Below are 21380 nucleotides of genomic sequence, written 5' to 3'. Positions count from 1 at the left end.
CGCACCCGAACGGGGGGCGGCCGCGCCCGCCTAGCGGACGACCGCGGCGCGCAGCGGGGCCGTGGCGAACTCGTGCATGCCCTGCTCGAAGGTCACGCTCGGTCGCCAGCCCAGCTCGCCCTGCAGCCGCGCCGACGACGCCGTCACGTGCCGCACGTCGCCCGCGCGGTACTCGCCCGTGACGACGGGCGTCGGTCCGCCGGCCTCGCGCGCCAGGGCCTCCGCCATCTCGCCGATCGTGTGCACCGTCCCGCTGCCGACGTTGAACGCGCGGAACGTGTCGGTCGGCTGGTCCGCGGTCCACTCGAGGGCCGCGAGGTTGGCGGACGCGATGTCGCGGACGTGGACGAAGTCGCGACGCTGGGCGCCGTCCTCGAACACGCGCGGGGCCTCACCGCGTTCGAGGGCGGAGCGGAAGAGCGAGGCCACGCCGGCGTAGGGCGTGTTCTGGGGCATGCCCGGGCCGTAGACGTTGTGGTAGCGCAGGGCGGCGGCCCGACCGCCGGTGCTGCGCGCCCACGAGGTCGACAGGTGCTCCTGCGTCAGCTTCGTGATGGCGTAGACGTTGCGGGGGTCGAGCGGGGCCTCCTCGCCGATCAGCTGCGGCTCGAGCAGTTCGCCCGCCTCGTCACGCGGGTCGAAGACGCCCGCGTCGAGGTCGGCGATGCGGCGGGGTGCCGGGCGTTCGGTCGCACCGGTCGAGGTGCGGTAGCTGCCCTCGCCGTAGACGACCATCGATGAGGCGACGACGAGGCGGTCGACGCCGGCGCGGTCCATCGCCGCGAGCACGACGGCCGTGCCGAGCTCGTTCGACGAGACGTAGTCGGGCGCGTCCTGGAAGTCCACGCCGAGCCCGACCTTGGCCGCCTGGTGACAGACCGCGTCGACGCCCGCGAGTGCTCGGTCGACGGTCTCGGCGTCACGTACGTCGCCGTGCACGAAGTCGACGCGCGGGTCGACGGTCGGCTCGCCGCCGTGCACGTCGGCCCGCAGGGAGTCGAGCACGCGCACGCGCCAGCCGCGGTCGAGGGCGAGGTCGACGATCGCCGACCCGATGAAGCCAGCCCCACCGGTGACGAGCAGCAGGCCCGGGCCGTCGGTGGACGAGGAGGCGCCGGTCGCGCTCACAGCGCAGCCCTCCGACCCGAGACGGGCCGGGCGAGCACCTCGGCCACCGCCCCGGGCGGCATCAGCTCGCGGGGCGAGTAGTCGCCGGGCATCGCGGCGACGATCGACGCGATGGCCGCGACGATGCGCGGTTGGGCGGCCGCGAGCCGTTCGAAGACGAGCGAGGCGCTCACTGCGTCGGCGTCGGGTGCGTCGCCCTCGGCCGGGGCCAGGCCGGCGTCGCTGTCGGTCACGTACGAGAGGTTGACGGCTCCCATGCCGAGTTCGAGGGTGAGCGGGATCTCGGGGTACATCGTCATGTTGACCGTGTGCGCGCCCGCGGCCCGGAACCACAGCGACTCGGCCCGGGTCGAGAACCGCGGCCCCTGGATCACCACGCAGGTGCCGGTCGGGGAGAACGGCTCACCCTGCGCCTCGAGGGCCGCGATCGCGGCGGCCCGGAGCACGGGGTCGAACGGGTCGGCGGCGATCAGGTGCTGAACCTGCCCCTCGACGTCGAAGAACGTGTCGCGTCGTCCCCAGGTGCGGTCGATGAACTGGTCGGTCACGACCATGGTGCCGGGGGCGACGTCGGGGCTGACCCCGCCGACCGCCGACGACGACACGATGGCCTTCGCGCCGAGCGACGCCAGTGCCCACACGTTCGCCCGGTAGTCGATCAGGTGCGGCGCCACCGCGTGGCCCGCGCCGTGCCGGGTGAGGAAGGCCACGCGCTTGCCGCCCAACTCGCCGATCGTCACCTCGCTCGAGGTCGGGCCGTAGGGCGTCTCGACGACGTGCCGGGTCGCCTCGCCCTCGGCGAAGAGCGAGTACAGCCCCGATCCGCCGATGACGGCGACGTCGACGGGCGGCGGCCCCGAGGAGGCGCGGGTGGGCTGGGGGACGTCGGGCTCGGTCGCGGGGTCGGTCACCCCCGATACGCTACTGACGATCGCCCGAGAGGAACCGCGTGCGCACCATCGAGACCCACCTCGCCGAGGTCACGGCCGTCGTCGAGGCGGCCGTGCGGGCCCGTCCGGTCGACGCGTTGGTGGTGAGCCCCGAGGCGCTCGCCTCGCGCTCCGACCGGTACCGCGACCGCGTCCTCGCCGCCGACGTCGTCGCCCCGATCGACCTGCCGCCCTTCGCCAACTCGCAGATGGACGGCTACGCCGTCTCGACCGCCGGGCTCGACCCCGATGCGCCCACCAGCCTCCGGGTCGCCGCGCGCATCCCCGCCGGGCGGGCCGCCCCCGACCTGGTCTCCGGCGCCGCGGCCCCGATCATGACCGGCGCGGCCGTCCCCGCCGGTGCCGACGCGATCGTGCCCATCGAGAAGGTCTCGCCGGACGCCTTCCCTCCCGTGGGCGTCGAGACCGTCGTCGAGGTGCCGCCGGGCGTCGCCGCCGGGGCCTTCGTCCGCGCCGCGGGCAGCGACGTCGCCGCGGGCTCCGTGCTCTTCGCGGCCGGGACGCGACTGACGCCCGCGCGGTGGGGCGTGCTCGCCGCCTCCGGGATCGACGCGGTCGAGGTACGGAGCCGCCCGCGCCTCCTGCTGGTGTCGACCGGCGAAGAGCTCGCCGCACCCGGTGCCCCGCTCGGGCCCGGCCAGATCCACGACGCGAACGGCGTCGCCCTGGCCGCGGCGCTCGCCGAGGTCGGCGTCGTCGTCACCTTCGCCCGGGTGACCGACGACGCGGCCGCCCTGCTCGCCGTCGTCGCCCGCCACGCCGACGAGGTCGACCTCGTGCTCACGAGCGGCGGGGTCAGCGCGGGTGCCTACGAGGTCGTCCGCGACGCCTTCGAGGGTGCCGGCGTCACGTTCGGTCCGGTCGCCATGCAACCGGGCGGGCCGCAGGGCTGGGGGACGATCCGCGTGCACGACCGAGAGCTGCCCGTCGTCTGCTTCCCCGGCAACCCCGTCAGCTCGCTCGTGTCGTTCGAGGCCTTCCTGCGCCCCGCCCTGCAGGGCGTCACCGGCGTCGGCCTGCCCCGACGGCGCTGGACCGTGCCGATGGCGCACCCCGTGGACTCGCCGGTCGGCAAGCACCAGCTGCGTCGCGGCCGGGTCGACGTCGACGGGCGTGCCCACCTCGTCGGCGGGCCGAGCTCGCACCTGCTCGCCGCCCACGCCGAGGCCACCGTGCTCGTCTCGATCCCCGTCGGGGTCGACCGCGTCGACGCGGACGACCGGGTCGAGGTCTGGGCGCTCGACGACCCCGCCCCCCACGAGAAGGCCGACCGATGACCCCGACCCCGCCCGGCATGCCGCCGGCCGACCTGCCGACCGACGCCCCGACCGACGCCCCGCTCTCGCACGTGCGCGAGGACGGCACCGCGCACATGGTCGACGTGACCGGCAAGTCCGAGACGAAGCGGATCGCCACCGCCCAGGCCGTGCTGACCACCCGGCCCGACGTCGTCGCGCGACTGGTCGACGGATCGCTGCCCAAGGGCGAGGCCCTCGGCACCGCCCGCATCGCCGGCATCCTGGCGGCCAAGCAGACGCCGACGCTCATCCCGCTGTGCCACCCGCTGCCGCTCGGCGCGATCACCGTCGACTTCGAGACCGCGGAGGCGCAGGTCACCGTGATCGCCCGCGTCTCGACCCGGGGCGTCACCGGGGTCGAGATGGAGGCCCTGACCGCCGCGTCCGTCGCGGCCCTGACCCTCTTCGACATGATCAAGGCGGTCGACGCGCTCGCCGTGATCGGCGAGATCAAGGTGCTCGACAAGCAGGGCGGCAAGTCGGGGGACTGGTCGCGATGAGCGGCGTCCCGGACGAGACGGCCGACGTGACCGCGCCCGGCGTGACCGCGCCCGGCATGACCGCGCGCCGTCGGGCCGTCGTCGTCGTGGCCTCCACCCGGGCCGCCGCCGGCACCGCCGACGACACGACCGGGCCGGTCATCCGCGACTGGTTCGTCGCGCGGGGGTGGCTGGTCGAGGGGCCCGTCGTCGTGGCCGACGGCGAACCGGTCGGCGCGGTGCTAGAGGCCGCCCTCGAGTGGGGCGTCGACGCCGTCGTCACCACCGGCGGCACCGGGGTGTCGCCGACCGACGCGACGCCCGAGATGACCCTGCCGCTGCTCGACCGCGAACTACCCGGCATCGCCGAAGAACTCCGGCGCAGGGGTGCGGCCTCGACGCCCCTGGCCGTCCTCTCCCGGGGGCTCGCGGGCGTGGCCGGCGGCACCTTCGTCGTCAACCTGCCCGGCTCCCGCGGCGGGGTGCGCGACGGGCTCGCCGTCCTCGAGGACGTCCTCGACCACGTGGTCGACCAGTTGCACGGGGTCGACCACGCCCAGAACCGCCATCCCAGTCCCGAGGGGGCCGCATGACCGCCGACGATCCGACCCTCCTGCCCGGCGGTGCGTCCGCCGGGGCACCCGCCGCGCCTCCCGCCTCCGAGCGCGTGCTGCTCGCCCGCGTCGTCGACGTGACCGTGTCGGTGGCCGAGTGCTCCGCGCTCGTGACGAGCCGCGCCTCCGGGGCGGTCGTGACGTTCGAGGGCGTCGTCCGCGACCACGACGAGGGGCGGGGGGTCGAGGCGCTGCACTACGAGGCGCATCCGACGGCGACCGAGGTGATCCACGAGGTTGCGGTCGCCGTGGCCGAGGCGCACCCCGAGGTCGCGATCGCGGTCGAGCACCGCTACGGCGACCTCGTCGTGGGCGACGTCGCGCTGGCCTGCGCGGTGGCGTCGGCCCACCGCGCCGAGGCGTTCGCGGCCTGCGCCGCGCTCGTCGACGAGGTCAAGGCCCGCACCCCGATCTGGAAGCGCCAGGAGTTCACCGACGGCTCGGACGAGTGGGTGGCGTCGCTGGGCTGACCCCGGTCGCGCACCGTCGAGTCGGCCGCCCGGCCCGGGCCGTCTACGCTTCTGTGGTGGCTCATCTACTCGGCGCAGAAAACCTCCGTCTCGAATTCCCGACCAAGGTCGTCCTCGACGGGGTGACCCTCGGCATCGACGAGGGCTCCCGCATCGGTGTCGTCGGCCGCAACGGTGACGGCAAGTCGACGCTCATGTCGGTGCTCGCGGGTCGGCTCGAACCCGACGACGGTCGGGTGACGACCCGCCGCGGCCTGACCATCGGCATGCTCGACCAGCGCGACGTGCTGCCCGAGGGCGCCACGGTCGGCAGCCTGATCGTCGGCGACCGCGACGAGCACGAATGGGCCGGCGACGCGCGCATCCGCGACGTCATCTCGGGCCTCGCCACCGACATCCCGTGGGAGGCGCGGGTCGAGGACCTCTCCGGAGGCCAGCGTCGACGCGTGGCCCTCGCGACCCTGCTCGTCGGCGACTGGGACGTCCTGTTCCTCGACGAGCCCACCAACCACCTCGACGTCGAGGGCGTCGCCTGGCTGGCGCAGCACCTCTCGCGTCGCTGGTCGACGAACTCGGGCGCCCTCGTGGTCGTGACCCACGACCGGTGGTTCCTCGACGAGGTCTCGACCGACACCTGGGAGGTCCACGACGGCATCGTCGAACCCTTCGAGGGTGGCTACGCGGCCTACGTGCTCCAGCGCGTCGAGCGGGACCGCATGGCGTCCGCCTCCGAGGCCAAGCGCCAGAACCTCATGCGCAAAGAGCTCGCCTGGCTCCGTCGCGGGGCCCCGGCGCGCTCGACCAAGCCCAAGTTCCGCATCGACGCGGCCAACGAGCTGATCGCCGACGAGCCGCCCGTGCGCGACGCCGTCCAGCTGTCGCAGATGGCGACCGCGCGCCTCGGCAAGGACGTCGTCGACCTCGTCGAGGTCGGCGTCTCGTTCGGAGACAAGCGCGTGCTGCAGGACGTCGAGTGGCGCATCGCGCCGGGGGAGCGCACCGGCGTGCTCGGCGTGAACGGCGCCGGCAAGTCGACGCTGCTGAAGGTCGTCACCGGGGCCATCGCCCCCACCGAGGGGCGCGTCAAACAGGGCAAGACGGTCAAGTTCGCGATCCTCGACCAGCAGCTCGCCGACCTCCACGAGGTCGCGCACGAGCGGGTGAACGACGTCATCGGCCGGCAGCGCACCTCGTACGTCACCGGGGGCAAAGAGATGACGCCCGGGCAGCTGCTCGAGCGCCTCGGCTTCACCAGCGCCCAGCTGCAGACCCCCATCAAAGACCTGTCCGGTGGCCAGAAGCGCCGCCTGCAGTTCCTGTTGATCCTGCTGAACGAGCCGAACGTGCTCATCCTCGACGAGCCCACCAACGACCTCGACACCGACATGCTCGCCGCGATGGAGGACCTGCTCGACGGTTGGCCCGGCACCCTGCTCGTCGTCTCGCACGACCGGTACCTGCTCGAGCGCGTCACCGACCAGCAGTACGCCGTGCTCGAGGGCCGCTTCCGGCACCTGCCCGGCGGTGTCGACCAGTACTTGCAGCTGCGTCGCGAGGCGACCCAGAACCAAGGAGGCGCGACCGACCGCCCGACGGCCGTCCAGGGGGCCTCGGCGTCCGTCGCGGCCTCGGCCGCCGCCTCGGGCCTGTCGGGAGCCGAGAAGCGCAACGCCGAGAAAGAGCTCGGATCGATCGACCGCAAGCTCGCCAAGGCCTCGGGCGAGCGCGAGACCCTGCTGGCCCAGTTCGCCTCCTTCGACCAGTCCGACTTCGACGGCCTGGCCGCGTTGCAGGCGAAGCTGACGGCGCTCGACCACAAGACGGGCGAGCTCGAGGTGCGCTGGCTCGAGTTGAGCGAGTTGCTGGCGTAGCGAGCGAGCGGGCGAGCGGGCCGGCGTGCTCCGCCGGTCGACCCGACTCAGTCGCCGAGCGTGAGGCTCAGCGTCCGCAGCAGGTCGGTCAGCCGGCGGCGGTCGTCGTCGCTGAGGTCGCTGAGCAGGGCGTCCTCGGCCGTGACGAGACGTTCGATCGCGGCGTCGACCGCGCGCCGTCCGTCGCCCGTCATCGTGACCAGGATGCCCCGGCCGTCGTTCGGGTCGGTGCGGCGTTCGACCAGGCCGCGGGCCACGAGCCGGTCGATGCGGTTGGTCATCGCGCCGCTCGAGACGAGGGTCTGCTGCAGCAGCGTCTTGGGGCTCAGCTGGTAGGGGTCGCCGGCCCGACGCAGCGCCGAGAGCACGTCGAACTCCCACGACTCGAGGTCGCTGGCGGTGAACGCCTCGCGACGGGCGCGATCGAGGTGCTTCGACAGCCGCCCGACGCGCGAGAGCACCTGGAGCGGCGCGAAGTCGAGGTCGGGTCGCTCGTGGCGCCACGCCTCGACGATGCGGTCGACCTCGTCCTGCTCGGGCATCCGCCCATCATGCCCGAGGCCGTCGTCGGGTGCGGGAGGCGCGGTGCGGCCCGGCGGGCCCGTCGCCCCGCGCGGGCACCTCGGTCGAGTCGTGGTCTGGCAGAATGGACCGGCGCGCACGCGCGGTCCGCCATGGTGTAACGGCAGCACGACAGCCTTTGGAGCTGTTAGGTCTAGGTTCGAATCCTGGTGGCGGAGCCCCGAGCGTCGCAGGTCGCGGTCGGCTCGTCGGGTCCGTCCCGCCCCGACCGCGGGCGCCCCGGCGTCCATCCGACGACGAGGACTCCAGCCATGTCGAAGACCGATCCCACGCCATCCCTCGTCCGGGCCGTCCTGCTCGGCGTCCTCAGCGGGTCGCGCTCGGCGACGCCGCTCGCCGTCCTGGCCCTGAACCACGACGCCCAGGAGGCGCGGGGCCCCTGGCAGCGCTGGCGCCTGTTCCGCTCACCCCTCGGCCGCGGTGCCCTGGTGGCCGCGGGCGTCGGTGAGCTCGTCGGCGACAAGCTGCCGGCCACGCCGAGCCGGGTCGGTGCCGGCCCGCTGTTCGGTCGCGCGGTCTCCGGCGCCGTCGCGGGGATCGCGATGGCAGGCACCGGCCGTCGGGGCACCCCCGTGGCCGCAGCGCTCGCCGGGGCGTCCGGTGCCCTCGTCGGCAGCTGGCTCTTCTACCGGGCACGCAAGGCCGTCGTCGACGGGACCGGGCTGCCCGACGTCGCCGTCGCACTCGTCGAGGACGCCGTCGCGGTCTCGGGCTCGGTCGCCGTCGTCCGCTCCCGCTGACTCCTCCCCACCGCGTCTCGGCGTCGGCGGCGTCCCCACGCCGGGCCGGTGACCCGTGGTCGGGCGGCCTCCCGTGGGAGGATCGGCGGTGATCACGCGCCACCCCTCACCAAGGAGCATCATGCCCGAACGCCAGCTCGCCGTCGTCGTCCTCGCCGCAGGGCAGGGCACCCGCATGAAGTCCTCGACCCCGAAGGTCCTGCACCGCCTGGCGGGGCTGCCGCTGATCCAGCACGTGCTCGAGAGCGCCGGCGCGCTCCGGCCCGACCACCTCGTCGCCGTGGTTCGGCACGAGCGCGACCTGGTCGTCGCGAGCGTGCTCGACACCGCCCCGCACGCGCTCGTCGTCGATCAGGACGACGTGCCCGGCACCGGTCGAGCCGTCGAACAAGCGGTGGAGGCGCTGCCCGCCGAGTTCACCGGCGACGTCGTGGTCGTCAGTGCCGACGTGCCCTTCCTCGACCACGCGACGCTCACCGCCCTGCTCGACCAGCACCGTGCCGCCTCCGCCTCGGCGACGCTGCTGAGCGCCGTGCTGCCCGACGCCACCGGCTACGGGCGGGTCGTCCGCCGCGAGTCGGGCGACGTCGACCGCATCGTCGAGCACAAGGACGCCACCGACGACGAGCGGGCCGTGCGCGAGATCAACTCGGGCACCTACGTCTTCACCGTCGCCGCCCTGCGCACCCACCTGCCCCGCATCGGGTCGGCCAACGCGCAGAACGAGAAGTACGTCACCGACATGGTGGGCCTGCTCACCGGTGCCGGCGAGGTCGTCGCCGCACGGGCGATCGACGAGACGTGGCGCCTCGAGGGCATCAACGACCGCGTGCAGCTCGCCGCCGCGGCCCGTCGGCTGAACGACCGCATCGTCGAGCACTGGCAGCGCGAGGGCGTCTCGATCGTCGACCCGCAGACCACCTGGATCGACCGCGACGTCTCCCTCAGCCCCGACGTCGAACTGCTGCCGGGCACCCAGCTCCGCGGCGCGACCTACATCGCCCCGGGCGCGGTCGTCGGCCCCGACACCACCCTCGTCGACACCGAGGTGGGCGAGGGGGCGACCGTCAAGCGCACGGACGCGACGCTCGCCGTCATCGGTGCCCGCGCCTCCGTCGGGCCGTTCGCGTACCTGCGTCCCAACACGCTCCTGTCCGCCGACGGCAAGATCGGCACCTTCGTCGAGACCAAGAACGTGCAGATCGGCGCCGGATCGAAGGTGCCCCACCTCAGCTACGTGGGCGACACCGAGGTGGGCGAGGGGTCGAACATCGGCGCCGGCACCATCACGGCCAACTACGACGGCGTGAACAAGCACCGCACCGAGGTCGGGTCGCACGTCCGCACCGGGTCGCACAACGTCTTCGTCGCCCCCGTTAGGATTGGCGACGGAGCGTACACAGGCGCCGGAACGATCGTCCGCAAGGACGTGCCGGCCGGTGCCCTGGCCTTGAGCATCGCTCCACAGCGCAATGCGAGCGGATGGGTCGAGGCGAACCGCCCCGGCTCGGCGGCTGCCGAGGCCGCCGCTCGCGCCGAACGAACGACCGACTGAACCCGGTCGGGTTGGCCCCTCGGGGCCGGAGAGCGAGTGACGTGTCCGGAATCAAGATCACCGGCGAGAACCGACTCGTTCTGATCTCGGGGCGTGCGCACCCCGAACTGGCCAACCAGATCGCCGCCGAGCTCGGCAGCGAGCTGATCCCGACCGACGCCCGCACCTTCGCCAACGGCGAGCTCTACGCCCGCTTCGACGAGAGCGTCCGTGGCTCGGACGCCTTCGTCATCCAGTCCCACTCGGCGCCGATCAACGAGTGGCTGATGGAACAGCTGATCATGGTCGACGCTCTGAAGCGGGCCTCGGCCAAGCGCATCACCGTCGTGGCGCCGTTCTACCCGTACGCCCGGCAAGACAAGAAGGGCCGGGGCCGCGAGCCGATCTCCGCCCGGCTCGTCGCCGACCTCTTCAAGGCGGCCGGCGCGCACCGGATCATGAGCGTCGACCTCCACGCCCCGCAGATCCAGGGCTTCTTCGACGGCCCGGTCGACCACCTCTTCGCCATGCCCGTGCTGCTCGAGCACTTCCGCGCCAAGCTCGACAACACCACCCTGACGGTGGTCTCGCCCGACATGGGGCGCGTCCGCGTCGCCGACATCTGGAGCGAGAAGCTCGACGCCCCCCTCGCGATCATCCACAAGCGCCGTGACCCGTTGGTGCCGAACCAGGTCACCGTCCACGAGATCGTCGGCGACGTCTCGGGTCGCGTGTGCCTCCTCGTCGACGACCTGATCGACACCGGTCGCACCATCGTCAAGGCCGCCGAGGCGCTCAAGGCCAACGGCGCGATCGGCGTCGTGGTCGCCGCGACCCACGCGGTCTTCAGCGACCCCGCCCCCGAGATCCTCAACAGCGAGTTCATCGACTCGGTCGTCGTCACCGACACCCTGCCGCTCACCGAGCACCAGAAGTTCGACAAGCTCGAGATCCTGCCCATCGCCCCGCTGATCGCCCGGGCGATCCACGAGGTCTTCGACAACGGTTCGGTCACCTCGATGTTCGACGGCGCCGCCTAGCCCCACCCCGCCCGACACCTCCCGTCGCCTCGGCGCACGGAGTCGACCGGCCCGACCGTCTGGCCCCGACCGCCCGGCTCGCCTGACTCCGACCGGCCCGGCCGCTCGGCCCCGACCGCTCGGCTCGCCTGGCCCCGACCGGCCCGGCTCGCCTGGCTCCGACCGGCCCGGCCGCTCGGCCCCGACCGGCCCGGCCGCTCGGCCCGGCCGCTCGGCCCGGCCGCTCGGCCCCGACCGGCCGGGCTTGCTCGTCCGATGTCGGCAACTCCGGAGTCCGGCTGCGCCGCCCCTCCTACCCGCCGTTTCGGCGGTCGTTCTCCTGACTTGCCGACGTGGACCTGCTCGACCCCACCCGGCCGCTCGGCCCCCACCGGCCCGGCCTGCCCGTGCGAGTCGGCAACTCAGGCGATCGGCTGCGCCGCGCCTCCTGCCCGCCGTTTCGGCGGTCGTTCTCCTGACTTGCCGACGGGTACCTGCTCGACCCCACCCGGCCGCTCGCTCCCGACCGGCCCGGCTTGCTCGTCGGATGTCGGCAACTCCGGAGTTCGGCTGCGCCGCGCCTCCTGCCCGCCGTTTCGACGGACGTTCTCCTGACTTGCCGACGTGGACCTGCTCGACCCCACCCGGCCGCTCGGCCCCGACCGGCCCGGCTTGCTCGTCCGATGTCGGCAACTCCGGAGATCGGCTGCGCCGCGCCTCCTGCGGGCCGTTTCGACGGACGTTCTCCTGAATTGGCCACGCGGGCGGCGTGGGGCCTGGCTGCGTGCGGCCCGGCCCGCCTGGTCCGCGACCTGCCCGCGCGAAGTCGGCAACTCCGGAGTCCGGCTGCGCCGCGCGTCCTGCGCGCCGTCTTGGCGGTCGTTCTCCTGACTTGCCGACGTGGGTCTGCTCGACCCGCCCGGCCCGTGCCGCCTGGGTCACGCGACCGGCAGGCCACGGCGGCCCGAGCGGCCCGCCTGGCCCGCGACCTGCCCGTGCGAAGTCGACAACTCAGGAGTTCGGCTGCGCCGCGCCTCCAGAGGGCCGATTCGGCGGCCGTTCTCCTGAGTTGTCTACGTCGACGTCGGAAGCTCCGAGATCCGCTGCGGCGGAACGACGAACGGGCGTGCCCGATGCCGCCCGCCGCAGCGGCACCGCATCGACGGGCACGCCCGTCAGGACGCAGGAGGCGCGGTGAGCGCCCCTGCACCCGTCAGTGGGTCGACGGCTCCGTCTCGATCTCGGACCGGTCGCCCGACCAGAGGGTGTGGAACGTGCCCTCCTCGTCGACGCGCTGATAGGTGTGTGCCCCGAAGAAGTCCCGCTGTCCCTGGATGAGGGAGGCAGGCAGGCGTTCGGAGGCGAGCGAGTCGTAGTACGACAGGGCCGAGGCGAACCCGGGCACGGGGATGCCCGAGAGGGCGGCCTTGGCCACGATGCGGCGCCAGGCCTCTTCGCCGTCCCGGACGGCCGCGGCGAAGTAGTCGTCCTCGAGCAGGGTCGCGATCGACGCGTCCTTCTCGTAGGCGTCGACGATGCGGTTGAGGAACTGTGCCCGGATGATGCAGCCGCCGCGCCAGATCTTGGCGATGGCGCCCTTGTCGATGTCCCAGTCGTACTCGTCGGCACCGGCGATGATGGCGTCGAAGCCCTGGGCGTAGGCGACGATCTTCGAGGCGTAGAGCGCCTTCTGCACGTCGTCCTCGAAGCCGTCGCCGGCCTCCTGGATCTCGGGCCGTCCCTGCAGGGTCTTCTGCACGGCCGAGCGCTGGGCGGGCTTCGACGACACGGCGCGGGCGAAGACGGCCTCGGCGATCCCGCCGACCGGCACACCCAACCCGACGCTGTTCTGCACGGTCCAGACGCCCGTGCCCTTGGAGCCGGCCTGGTCGACGATCGAGTCGACGAGCGGGCCGCCCGTCTTCGCGTCCGTCTGGCGGAGCACCTCGGCCGTGATCTCGATCAGGTACGACTCGAGCTCGCCCGTGTTCCACTCCTCGAAGACCGAGGCGATGGCGGCGGGCTCGTGGCCGCCCACCCGGCGCAGCAGGTCGTACGACTCGGCGATGAGCTGCATGTCGGCGTATTCGATGCCGTTGTGGATCATCTTGACGAAGTGACCCGCGCCGTCGGCCCCGACGTGCGTGACGCAGGGCTCGCCCTCGGCCACCGCCGCGATCGACGCCAGGATCGGGCCGAGCGTCTCGTAGGCCTCCTTCGAGCCGCCGGGCATGATCGACGGCCCCTTCAGGGCGCCTTCCTCACCGCCCGAGATGCCGGCGCCCACGAAGTTCAGTCCGCGCTCCTTGAGGGCGGCCTCTCGTCGGCGGGTGTCCTGGAAGTTCGCGTTGCCGCCGTCGACGATGATGTCGCCCTCGTCGAACACGTCGGCGAGCTGGCTGATGACGGCGTCGGTGCCGCGACCGGCCTGCACCATGACGATCGCGGTGCGCGGCTTCTGCAGGGATGCGGCGAAGTCCTCGATCGACTTCGAGGCGATGAACCCGGCGTCACCGTGCTCGTCCATGAGGGTGTCGGTGCGCTCGGGGGAGCGGTTGTAGACGGCGACCGTGTTGCCCTCGCGACTGGCGAGGTTGCGCGCCAGGTTCGAGCCCATGACGGCCAGGCCGACGACTCCGATGTTCGCCTGGGCGGTGGACTGCGATGCTGCTCCGTGTTCGGTCACGGTGCCTCCTTCTCGGTCGGTGGTGTTCGCAGACTATGCCTCGGTGCCGAGCGTCCGACAGGCTCCGTCCGTACCCCTCCACGGCGGCTCGCCTAGGGTTGACGCAACCGTTTCCCCGATCGAAGGCCGTCCGTGACCGATCAGCCCCACCCCGCTCCCTTCCCGCCCGTCGTCGTGATGGGGGTCTCCGGATCGGGCAAGTCGACCGTGGGCGAGCTGTTGGCCGAGACCCTCGGCGTCCCGTTCGTCGACGCCGACGACCTGCACCCCGAGGCCAACCGGCTCAAGATGGCCGCCGGGCAGCCGCTCGACGACGACGACCGGTGGCCGTGGCTCCGCATCGTCGCCGACCGCATCGCCGCGGCGGGGGACGACTCGGTGGTCGTCGCCTGCTCGTCCCTGAAGAAGGCGTACCGCGACGTCCTGCGGGAGGGCGACCCGCGCCTCCGGTTCGTGCACCTGACCGGCGTGCGCGACCTCGTCGCCCGACGTCAGCGCGAGCGCAAGGGGCACTTCATGCCGGCCGGCCTGATGGAGTCGCAGTTCGCCACCCTCGAGCCGCTGACCGACGACGAGGCCGGTTTCGAGGTCGACGTGGAGCCCGGTCCCGACGACGTCGTGGCGGCCGTGACGGCCCTCCTCGGGGTCGTGCGACGAGGCGAACTCGGGCACTGACGAGCCCGACTCGGGCGCTGAGGGGGCGCCCTCGCGGACGGACGAGCCGAGGAGGCGCGGGTTGGCGACACGCCCGGCCGACGTGTAGCCTTGGTAGCTGAACCTCGGCGAGGGGTGCTCCGGCACCCGTGATCGACGCGGTAGGCAGGCGCTCGGTGCTCACGCACCACTCGTGCAGCGGTGATCGTCCCTCGGGCGGCACCCCTCGGGTTGCGGGTCCTTCCTCACGCGATTCGCGTTCGAGTTGACACCGACCACACACCCCCGGGCCGTCACGGCCCCTGCAAGGAGACGACATGTCCGACCAGAACAACCTCAGCGCCCTCGTGCGCACCAGCTTCGGCAAGGGCGCGGCCCGCAAGATCCGTGCCAAGGACCAGATCCCCGCGGTCATCTACGGCCACGGCACCGACCCCCAGCACGTCACGCTGCCCGGTCACGAGACCATGCTGATCACCCGTCGTGCCAACGCCGTCATCACGCTCGACATCGAGGGCACGAACCAGCTCGCCCTCGTCAAGGACATCCAGCGCGACCCGGTCAAGCAGACCATCGAGCACATCGACCTCATCGTCGTCCGCCAGGGCGAGAAGGTCACCGTCGAGGTGCCCGTGCACGTCGAGGGCGAGTCGGCTCCCGGCACGATCCACGTCGTCGAGCTCAACGCCGTCGAGCTCGAGGTCGAGGCCACGCACATCCCGCAGAACGTCGTCGTCTCGATCGAGGGCCTTGAAGAGGGCGCCCAGATCTCGGCCGCCGACCTCGTGCTGCCCAAGGGCGCGACCCTGGTCAGCGAGCCCGAGACCCTCGTGCTCGCCGTCTCGGTGCCCCAGCTCGACCTGACGACCGACGCGGTCTCCGACGAGGACGGCGAGGCCGCCGAGGCCGAGGGCGACGTCGAGTCCATCGAGGACGAAGAGCGCTCCGAGTAACACGACGCAGCTCGAACACCCTGCCGGCGCAGACCCACTGAGAGAACGACGACCACGACGATGGCACTCGACGACCAGTGGCTCGTGGTCGGGCTCGGCAACCCCGGGCCCGGCTACGCCGGCAACAGGCACAACGTGGGGCAGATGGTCCTGGCCGAACTGGCCGACCGGCTCTCCACCGGGTTCAAGAACCACCGCACGAACGCGACGGTCGCCGAGGGGCGCACCGCTCCCGGCGGCCCTCGCTTCGTGTTGGCCAGGCCCGCGACCTTCATGAACGTCTCGGGCGGGCCGACGCAGGCACTGTTGAAGTACTACGACCTCGACGTGTCGCGGCTCATCGTCGTCCACGACGAGCTCGACATAGACTTCGACGTCGTCCGGCTGAAGCACGGTGGCGGCCACGGCGGCCACAACGGCATCCGCGACATCATCGCCGCCACGGGGTCGAACGAGTTCACCCGGGTTCGGGTCGGCATCGGCCGTCCGCCCGGCAGGCAGCCAGCCGCCGACTTCGTCCTCAAGGACTTCTCCTCCACGGAACGCAAAGAACTTCCGTTCCTGGTCGCCGACGCGGCCGACGCGGTCGAGATGATCGCCACCGACGGGCTCACCGCGGCGCAGCTGAAGTTCCACACCGCGAAGAGCTGACGCGTCCGGAGCCCGGCCGACCACGGACGTGGTCGAGTCGCGGACCGCGACGAGCGGGTCCGTCCCGCCGGTGACCGACCTCCGGGCGCCTCCCGGTGTCGCCGACAGCGAACCCCGACCGCGGTGTCGGTGGTGCCGCGTAACATCGTCCGGGTGATACTCGCGGGCTTGATCCAGGCGCTCTCGCGCGCCTCCACGTTCTCTGCCGCCCTCGACCGGGCCGCACGCAGCACCGATTTCTCCGTCGTCGACGGCCTCCGCGTTCCCCTGCTGGCCGGTCTGCTCGACCGTCGCGAGGGTCCGCAGGCGATGCTGGTCGTCACGGCCACGGGTCGGGAGTCCGAGGCGGTGCGGGGGTCGCTCACCAGCTACCTGCCCGAGGCCGAGGTCATCGAGTTCCCCGCGTGGGAGACCCTGCCCCACGAACGTCTCAGCCCCAGCGCCGAGACGGTCGGCAAGCGGATCCACGCCCTGCGGCGTCTCGCCACCTGGCGGCAGGAAGCTGCCGAGGCGCCGGGTTCCGTCCGCCCCATCGTCGTCGTCGCCGGTGTGCGCGCCGCCCTCCAGCCGCTCAGCGACAACCTCGTCGAGCTCGACCCCGTGCGGCTCACCGTGGGCGAGCGCGGCCACGACCTCTCGGGCATCGCCGTCCATCTCGTCGACCTGGCGTACGCCCGGGTCGACATGGTCACCCGCCGTGGCGAGTTCGCCGTCCGCGGCGGCATCCTCGACGTGTTCCCGCCCACGGCCGAACACCCGGTGCGCGTCGACTTCTTCGGCGACGAGGTCGACCAGATCCGTCGGTTCTCCGTGGCCGACCAGCGAAGCCTGGACGGCGAGGTCACGTCGGTCGAGCTGCCGCCGAGTCGCGAGATGCTGCTCACCGAGGCGGTCCGTCAACGGGCTCGCGAGATGCAGCACGAGTTCCCCAGCCTCTCGCAGATGCTCGCGAAGATCGCCGAGGGCATCCCGGTCGAGGGCATGGAGAGCCTGGCACCCGCGCTCGTGCACCGGCTGGTGCCGGTGACGCACTACCTGCCGGCCGGCGCCTCCATCGTCGTCCTCTCACCCGAGCGGGTCGTGTCGCGCGCCCAGAGCCTGGCCGAGACGAACCGCGAGTTCCTGTCGGCCGCCTGGAACGCCGCGACGGCCGGTGCCGAGGCACCCATCGACCTCGACTCGGGCGACTTCCTCAGCCTCCGCGACCTGCGTGACGCAGCGGGCGACCGGTCCTGGTTCACGATGAGCGGCTTCGACTCGGGCGAGGTCCTGTCCGACGACGAGGCGGTCGCGGCGGCCGGCGACTACGTCCGCGTGGACGCGGCCGTCGTCCCGAGTTTCAGCGGACACGCCGAGGGGGCGGTTGAGCACGTCGTCGAGCGCGTGCGCGACGGCTGGTCCGTCGTCGTCACGGCCCGCGGCACGGGGCTCGTCGAGCGGGCCCGAGACGTCCTCGCCGAGCGCGAGGTCGCCGCCCGCCTCGAGGAGAGCCTGCCCGAGACCCTCGAACCCGGCGTCGTCCACCTCGTGGCCGGTGGTGTCGAGGCCGGTTTCGAACTGATGGAGTCCAAGATCGCCGTCCTCGGCGAGTCCGACTTCTACGGCCGTTCGGCCAACTACGACTCGCGTCAGGTCAAGAAGCTCGCGACCCGACGCAAGAACGTCGTCGATCCCCTCCAGCTCAAGCCGGGCGACGTCGTCGTGCACTCGACCCACGGCATCGGCAAGTTCCTCGAGCTCACCAGCCGCGAGGTGTCGAGCGGTGGCAAGAACGCCGTCAAGCACTCTCGCGAGTACCTCGTGCTCGAGTACGCGCCCTCGAAGCGCGGTTACCCCGGCGACAAGCTCTACGTCCCGACCGATCAGCTCGACCTGCTCAGCCGCTACGTGGGTGGCGAGGCCCCGACGCTCAGCAAGATGGGCGGCGGGGACTGGGCGGCCGCCAAGGGCAAGGCGCGCAAGGCCGTCCGCGACATCGCGGTCGAGTTGGTCAAGCTCTACTCGGCCCGCATGGCGAGCAAGGGCCACGCGTTCCCGCCCGACACCCCGTGGCAGCGCGAGCTCGAAGAGGCGTTCCCGTTCGCCGAGACCCCCGACCAGCTCACGACCATCGACGAGATCAAGGCCGACATGGAGCGCCCGATCCCGATGGACCGCCTGCTCTCGGGCGACGTCGGCTACGGCAAGACCGAGGTCGCCGTCCGAGCGGCGTTCAAGGCCATCCAGGACGGCAAGCAGGTCGTCATGCTCGTCCCGACGACCCTGCTCGTGAAACAGCACTTCGACACCTTCAGCGATCGCTTCGCCGGGTTCCCCGTGCACCTCCGGAGCCTCAGCCGGTTCCAGTCGGCGAAAGAGTCCAAGGAGACGATCGCCGGGCTCGGCGACGGCACCGTCGACATGGTCATCGGTACTCATCGACTGTTGAGCGAGGGCATCTCGTACAAGGACGTCGGCCTCGTCATCATCGACGAAGAGCAGCGTTTCGGCGTCGAACACAAGGACGCCCTGAAGAAGCTCAAGACCAACGTCGACATCCTGGCCATGTCGGCGACCCCGATCCCGCGGTCGCTCGAGATGGCCGTCACGGGCATCCGCGAGATGTCGACCCTGGCCACCCCGCCCGAGGACCGCCACCCGATCCTCACCTTCGTGGGCCCCGAGAGCGACCGGCAGAAAGCCGCCGCGATCCGGCGCGAGCTGCTGCGCGAGGGCCAGGTGTTCTACGTGCACAACCGCGTGTCGAGCATCAACCGCATCGCGGCGCAGATCGCCGAGCTCGTGCCCGAGGCCCGCGTCGCCGTCGCCCACGGCCAGATGGCCGAGTCGACGCTCGAGCAGGTGATGGTCGATTTCTGGGAGCGCAAGTTCGACGTCCTCGTGTCGACCACCATCATCGAGACCGGTCTCGACATCGCCAACGCCAACACGTTGATCATCGACCGGGCCGACAAGTACGGTCTGAGCCAGCTGCACCAGCTGCGTGGGCGGGTGGGTCGAGGCCGGGAGCGAGGCTACGCGTACTTCCTCTACGACGCCGACAAGCCGCTCAGCGAGACCGCACAAGACCGGCTCGAGACGATCGCCGCCAACAACGAGCTCGGTGCGGGCATGCAGGTCGCCTTGAAAGACCTCGAGATCCGTGGGGCCGGCAACCTGCTCGGCGGAGAGCAGTCGGGGCACATCGCCGGGGTCGGTTTCGACCTCTACCTCCGCATGATCGGTGAGGCCGTCAGTTCCTTCCGCGGGGACGTCGCCGAGGGGCAGACCGAACTCCGGCTCGAACTCCCGGTCGACGCCCACGTCCCCGAAGAGTACGTCGAGAGCGAGCGGCTGCGCCTCGAGGCCTACCAGAAGCTCTCGACAGCCAGCTCGCCCACCTCCACCGACGACCAGATCGACTCGGTGCTCGACGAACTCACCGACCGTTACGGTGAGCCCCCGGCACCCGTGCTGGCGCTGATCGAGGTCTCCCGCCTGCGTCGGGCGGCCCAGAAGGCCGGCCTCAGCGAGGTCGTGGTCATGGGCAGCAACCTGCGGGTCTCGGGCGTCGACCTGCCCGACAGCATGCAGGTCCGTCTGCAGCGGATGTACCCGGGTGCGCGGTGGTTCGCGCAGACGAACGCCGTCAGCGTGCCCCTGCCGCGAGCGCACGGGCAGGCACCGAGCGACGACGAGTTGATCGTCTGGGTCGAGCAGCTGCTGTCGGCGATCTACGCGGCCCCGGTCGCGCGTCCGGCGACCGACACGGCCGCGGCGAGCTGACCGTGTCGGGTCGCCCGGACGGAGCCCACGACGAGGAGGCGCGGGGCGCCTCCGAACCCGGGGCGGGCGCTCGGCTCGACGAGCTCGTCCGCGTGGTCGACGCCCTCCTCGCCGACGAGGGCGGCTGCGCCTGGAACCGTGCGCAGACCCCACGGTCCCTGATGACCTACCTCGTCGAAGAGACCTACGAGCTCGTCGAGGCGATCGAGGACGGCACCTCGGACGACGTCCGGGAAGAGCTCGGGGACGTGCTCTACCAGGTGGTGCTGCACGGCGCCCTCGCCGCCCGCGCCTCCTCGGGGTCGTTCGACCTCGCCGACGTCGTGCGTGACGTCGCCGAGAAGACCGTGCGGCGTCACCCCCACGTCTTCGGGGCCGACCGGGCCGACGACGTCGACGAGATCGTCCGACTCTGGTCGGCGGCGAAGGCCGACGAGAAGTCGCAGCGGACGAGTGCCTACGACGGCGTCCCCGTCGGGCAGCCCGCTCTCGCGCGCGCCCAGAAGCTCGATGCGCGACGGGCTGCCGCAGGTGGCGTCCGCCCCGAGCCCGATCGGGCACCGACCACGACGTCGGGCACGGAGGTGACGGGCACGGCGGCGACGGGCACGGTGGCGATGGGCACGGAGGCGACGGACGCCCGGACCGAGTCGCGCGAACTCGCGTGGGGCCGATCGCTGCTCGCGCAGGTCGACGAGGCCACCGACCGGGGCATCGATGCCGAGCGCGCGCTCCGGGCCGCCGTGCGCGAGCGCGAGATTCTCCTGCGGCGAGACGAGGCCGAACCGGCCGAAAGTGGGCAGCTCGAGGGCGGCCAGGCAGAAGGCGAGCAGCCCGAGGGCGCCCAGGCCGGAGGCGGCACGATCGAAGGCGGCACGATCAAGGGCCGTCCCGTCGAGCAGGTGCCCCCTCAACCCGAATGAGGGGGCACCTCGGCGTCGCCCGCTCAACCCGAATGAGCGGCGAGGCCGGCGCTCGTCCACCAGAGGGTCGGCCCGAGGGGCAGCGACCCGGTGGGGTCCGAGTGGTGTCCTCAATGTAGAGGATGTGTGTTGACATGTCAAAAGCCGACATGTCGGTGCACTCGGCGTCCCGCCCAGGGTGCCCGGGGGCCTCGCGGATGCCGGTCGACCGACCGGTCGGCCACGACAGACGTCTGTTATGGTCCACTACGACGACGGCGACCGCGCAGGGCGAGTACGACTCGTCGGCACGAAGGAGCGGCACCATGCCTCGCAAGCCTGATCCCACCCGCAAGCCCGAGCTCCTCGGCCAGATCCTCGAGCACCTCCGGGGTCGCTCCCTCGCCACCGTGTCGTTCCGCACCCTGGCCGAGGCCCTGGGGGTCAGCACGTACGTCTTCGTCTACCACTTCGGCAACCGGGCGGAGCTCATCGCCGAGATCGTCCGCGCGGTCGTCGCCCGCAACGACGCCTTGCTGTCGGTCGCGGTCTCCGAGCTCGACCGCGAGGCCTTCGGCAAGCACCTGGCCAAGGTCTGGCACGAGGTCACCACCGAGCGGGGCCGAGACCTGCACCGCCTCGAGCTCGAGGCGGCCCTGCTCGAGACCGTGGCGGGCGAGGTCGGCGGCACGGCCCGCGGGGCGGTCGGGCGATGGGTCGACCACGTGGCGGGCTGGGTCTCGGCGAACGGGGTCGCGCCGGCCGAGGCCAAGGTCGCGGCGCGGGTCTTCGTCGATGCGTTGTTCGGCCTGCAGTACGACGCCATCGTCTCGGGGGACGGACGTCGTGCGTCCGCAGCGTACAAACATGCCGTCGAGACCCTCGTCTCGCGCGTTCCTCAGCACTGACCCTGCTCGCCGTCGGCCTCGGGGTGGGTGGAACCTGATGGTGTCGGCGGGCGTCGGGTCGGGCTGAACCGGGCCGAGCGCTCAGCGCCCGGCCCGGCCAGGGCCCTCACCGCAGGGAAGGGAGGGCCGAGTGGTGTGACCGACACGCAACCCGATTCGCGCCGACCACCCGAGAA

General features: G+C 72.2%; 18 protein-coding genes, 1 tRNA gene and 1 pseudogene. 16 read left to right on the top strand and 4 right to left on the bottom strand.

Annotation, left to right across the window (positions count from 1 at the left end; translation table 11 throughout):
- Positions 1 to 30: 30 nt before the first annotated feature.
- Positions 31 to 1128 (bottom strand): NAD(P)-dependent oxidoreductase, encoded by a 1098-nt coding sequence (locus tag EDF21_RS12760; RefSeq protein WP_233568492.1) that lies wholly within the window; start codon positions 1126 to 1128, stop codon positions 31 to 33.
- Complete coding sequence (locus tag EDF21_RS12755; RefSeq protein WP_123571608.1) at positions 1125 to 2039, bottom strand: MTAP family purine nucleoside phosphorylase; 915 nt, start codon at positions 2037 to 2039, stop codon at positions 1125 to 1127. The genes EDF21_RS12760 and EDF21_RS12755 overlap by 4 nt, the downstream gene beginning before the upstream one ends.
- A 38-nt stretch (positions 2040 to 2077) precedes the next feature.
- On the opposite strand from EDF21_RS12755, the gene glp reads away from it, so the two are divergent.
- The 6 genes and pseudogenes from glp (at position 2078) to EDF21_RS17250 (ending at position 6810) form a co-directional block, all read left to right on the top strand.
- Entirely contained in the window at positions 2078 to 3355 is a 1278-nt protein-coding gene (glp, locus tag EDF21_RS12750) for a gephyrin-like molybdotransferase Glp (protein WP_123571607.1), read from the top strand.
- A complete protein-coding gene (gene moaC, locus EDF21_RS12745) occupies positions 3352 to 3876 on the top strand; it encodes a cyclic pyranopterin monophosphate synthase MoaC (protein WP_370274464.1) in 525 nt (174 codons plus the stop codon). Before glp ends, moaC begins: the two co-directional genes overlap by 4 nt.
- The gene (locus tag EDF21_RS12740) at positions 3873 to 4448 is read left to right on the top strand and encodes a molybdenum cofactor biosynthesis protein B (protein ID WP_370274463.1); all 576 of its coding nucleotides are present in this window, start codon (positions 3873 to 3875) and stop codon (positions 4446 to 4448) included. Before moaC ends, EDF21_RS12740 begins: the two co-directional genes overlap by 4 nt.
- Entirely contained in the window at positions 4445 to 4939 is a 495-nt protein-coding gene (locus EDF21_RS12735; RefSeq protein ID WP_123571606.1) for a molybdenum cofactor biosynthesis protein MoaE, read from the top strand. Before EDF21_RS12740 ends, EDF21_RS12735 begins: the two co-directional genes overlap by 4 nt.
- A pseudogene (locus tag EDF21_RS17255) lies at positions 4918 to 5464 on the top strand (ATP-binding cassette domain-containing protein); the annotation flags it as partial. The gene EDF21_RS12735 and the pseudogene EDF21_RS17255, both read left to right, overlap by 22 nt.
- A gap of 191 nt (positions 5465 to 5655) precedes the next feature.
- Positions 5656 to 6810 (top strand): ABC-F family ATP-binding cassette domain-containing protein, encoded by a 1155-nt coding sequence (locus EDF21_RS17250; protein WP_369794404.1) that lies wholly within the window; start codon positions 5656 to 5658, stop codon positions 6808 to 6810.
- 47 nt (positions 6811 to 6857) lie between these two features.
- On the opposite strand, the gene EDF21_RS12725 is transcribed toward EDF21_RS17250, so the two are convergent.
- A complete protein-coding gene (locus EDF21_RS12725; protein ID WP_123571605.1) occupies positions 6858 to 7352 on the bottom strand; it encodes a MarR family winged helix-turn-helix transcriptional regulator in 495 nt (164 codons plus the stop codon).
- Positions 7353 to 7478: 126 nt separating this feature from the next.
- Between EDF21_RS12725 and EDF21_RS12720 the strand changes: the two genes are divergently transcribed.
- The 4 genes from EDF21_RS12720 (at position 7479) to EDF21_RS12705 (ending at position 10706) form a co-directional block, all read left to right on the top strand.
- Positions 7479 to 7550, top strand: a tRNA-Gln gene (locus tag EDF21_RS12720).
- Positions 7551 to 7643: 93 nt separating this feature from the next.
- Entirely contained in the window at positions 7644 to 8132 is a 489-nt protein-coding gene (locus EDF21_RS12715) for a DUF4126 family protein (protein WP_123571604.1), read from the top strand.
- A gap of 121 nt (positions 8133 to 8253) precedes the next feature.
- Entirely contained in the window at positions 8254 to 9687 is a 1434-nt protein-coding gene (glmU, locus tag EDF21_RS12710; RefSeq protein WP_043596402.1) for a bifunctional UDP-N-acetylglucosamine diphosphorylase/glucosamine-1-phosphate N-acetyltransferase GlmU, read from the top strand.
- Between the two features lie 41 nt (positions 9688 to 9728).
- Positions 9729 to 10706, top strand: a complete 978-nt coding sequence (locus EDF21_RS12705; protein ID WP_056048844.1) for a ribose-phosphate diphosphokinase — start codon at positions 9729 to 9731, stop codon at positions 10704 to 10706.
- A gap of 1192 nt (positions 10707 to 11898) precedes the next feature.
- Here the strand turns inward: EDF21_RS12705 and gndA are convergent.
- Positions 11899 to 13302 (bottom strand): NADP-dependent phosphogluconate dehydrogenase, encoded by a 1404-nt coding sequence (gndA, locus tag EDF21_RS12700; protein ID WP_123571738.1) that lies wholly within the window; start codon positions 13300 to 13302, stop codon positions 11899 to 11901.
- A gap of 201 nt (positions 13303 to 13503) precedes the next feature.
- Here gndA and EDF21_RS12695 point away from each other — a divergent pair, with 201 nt between their 5' ends.
- The 6 genes from EDF21_RS12695 (at position 13504) to EDF21_RS12670 (ending at position 21204) form a co-directional block, all read left to right on the top strand.
- Positions 13504 to 14046 carry a gluconokinase gene (locus EDF21_RS12695; protein WP_233568491.1) on the top strand — a complete coding sequence of 181 codons (543 nt, stop codon included), beginning with the start codon at positions 13504 to 13506 and terminating at the stop codon, positions 14044 to 14046.
- Positions 14047 to 14342: 296 nt separating this feature from the next.
- Entirely contained in the window at positions 14343 to 14978 is a 636-nt protein-coding gene (locus EDF21_RS12690; RefSeq protein WP_056048841.1) for a 50S ribosomal protein L25/general stress protein Ctc, read from the top strand.
- 60 nt (positions 14979 to 15038) lie between these two features.
- Positions 15039 to 15629, top strand: coding sequence for an aminoacyl-tRNA hydrolase (gene pth, locus EDF21_RS12685; RefSeq protein WP_123571603.1), 591 nt, complete (start codon positions 15039 to 15041; stop codon positions 15627 to 15629).
- 153 nt (positions 15630 to 15782) lie between these two features.
- Positions 15783 to 19394: a transcription-repair coupling factor gene (gene mfd, locus EDF21_RS12680; RefSeq protein ID WP_123571602.1), complete on the top strand. Its 3612-nt coding sequence runs from the start codon at positions 15783 to 15785 to the stop codon at positions 19392 to 19394.
- Positions 19395 to 19396: 2 nt separating this feature from the next.
- Positions 19397 to 20317 (top strand): MazG nucleotide pyrophosphohydrolase domain-containing protein, encoded by a 921-nt coding sequence (locus EDF21_RS12675; protein ID WP_123571601.1) that lies wholly within the window; start codon positions 19397 to 19399, stop codon positions 20315 to 20317.
- Between the two features lie 305 nt (positions 20318 to 20622).
- Positions 20623 to 21204: a TetR/AcrR family transcriptional regulator gene (locus EDF21_RS12670; protein ID WP_056048830.1), complete on the top strand. Its 582-nt coding sequence runs from the start codon at positions 20623 to 20625 to the stop codon at positions 21202 to 21204.
- Positions 21205 to 21380 lie beyond the last annotated feature (176 nt).

It is taken from the genome of Frigoribacterium sp. PhB118 (assembly GCF_003751725.1).
Classification (GTDB): Bacteria; Actinomycetota; Actinomycetes; order Actinomycetales; family Microbacteriaceae; genus Frigoribacterium.
The sequence above is the reverse complement of the archived record's forward strand: the minus strand, read 5'-3'. Positions and strand labels throughout refer to the sequence as shown.

What these genes read in the sequence shown, in the direction of transcription:
- moaC (WP_370274464.1), top strand. Translation starts at nt 3,352, where the DNA reads ATGACCCCGACCCCGCCCGGCATGCCGCCGGCCGACCTGCCGACCGAC.
- EDF21_RS12740 (WP_370274463.1), top strand. Translation starts at nt 3,873, where the DNA reads ATGAGCGGCGTCCCGGACGAGACGGCCGACGTGACCGCGCCCGGCGTG.
- EDF21_RS12735 (WP_123571606.1), top strand. Translation starts at nt 4,445, where the DNA reads ATGACCGCCGACGATCCGACCCTCCTGCCCGGCGGTGCGTCCGCCGGG.
- EDF21_RS17250 (WP_369794404.1), top strand. Translation starts at nt 5,656, where the DNA reads ATGGCGTCCGCCTCCGAGGCCAAGCGCCAGAACCTCATGCGCAAAGAG.
- EDF21_RS12725 (WP_123571605.1), bottom strand. Translation starts at nt 7,352, where the DNA reads ATGCCCGAGCAGGACGAGGTCGACCGCATCGTCGAGGCGTGGCGCCAC.
- EDF21_RS12715 (WP_123571604.1), top strand. Translation starts at nt 7,644, where the DNA reads ATGTCGAAGACCGATCCCACGCCATCCCTCGTCCGGGCCGTCCTGCTC.
- glmU (WP_043596402.1), top strand. Translation starts at nt 8,254, where the DNA reads ATGCCCGAACGCCAGCTCGCCGTCGTCGTCCTCGCCGCAGGGCAGGGC.
- gndA (WP_123571738.1), bottom strand. Translation starts at nt 13,302, where the DNA reads ATGGGCTCGAACCTGGCGCGCAACCTCGCCAGTCGCGAGGGCAACACG.
- EDF21_RS12690 (WP_056048841.1), top strand. Translation starts at nt 14,343, where the DNA reads ATGTCCGACCAGAACAACCTCAGCGCCCTCGTGCGCACCAGCTTCGGC.
- pth (WP_123571603.1), top strand. Translation starts at nt 15,039, where the DNA reads ATGGCACTCGACGACCAGTGGCTCGTGGTCGGGCTCGGCAACCCCGGG.
- EDF21_RS12670 (WP_056048830.1), top strand. Translation starts at nt 20,623, where the DNA reads ATGCCTCGCAAGCCTGATCCCACCCGCAAGCCCGAGCTCCTCGGCCAG.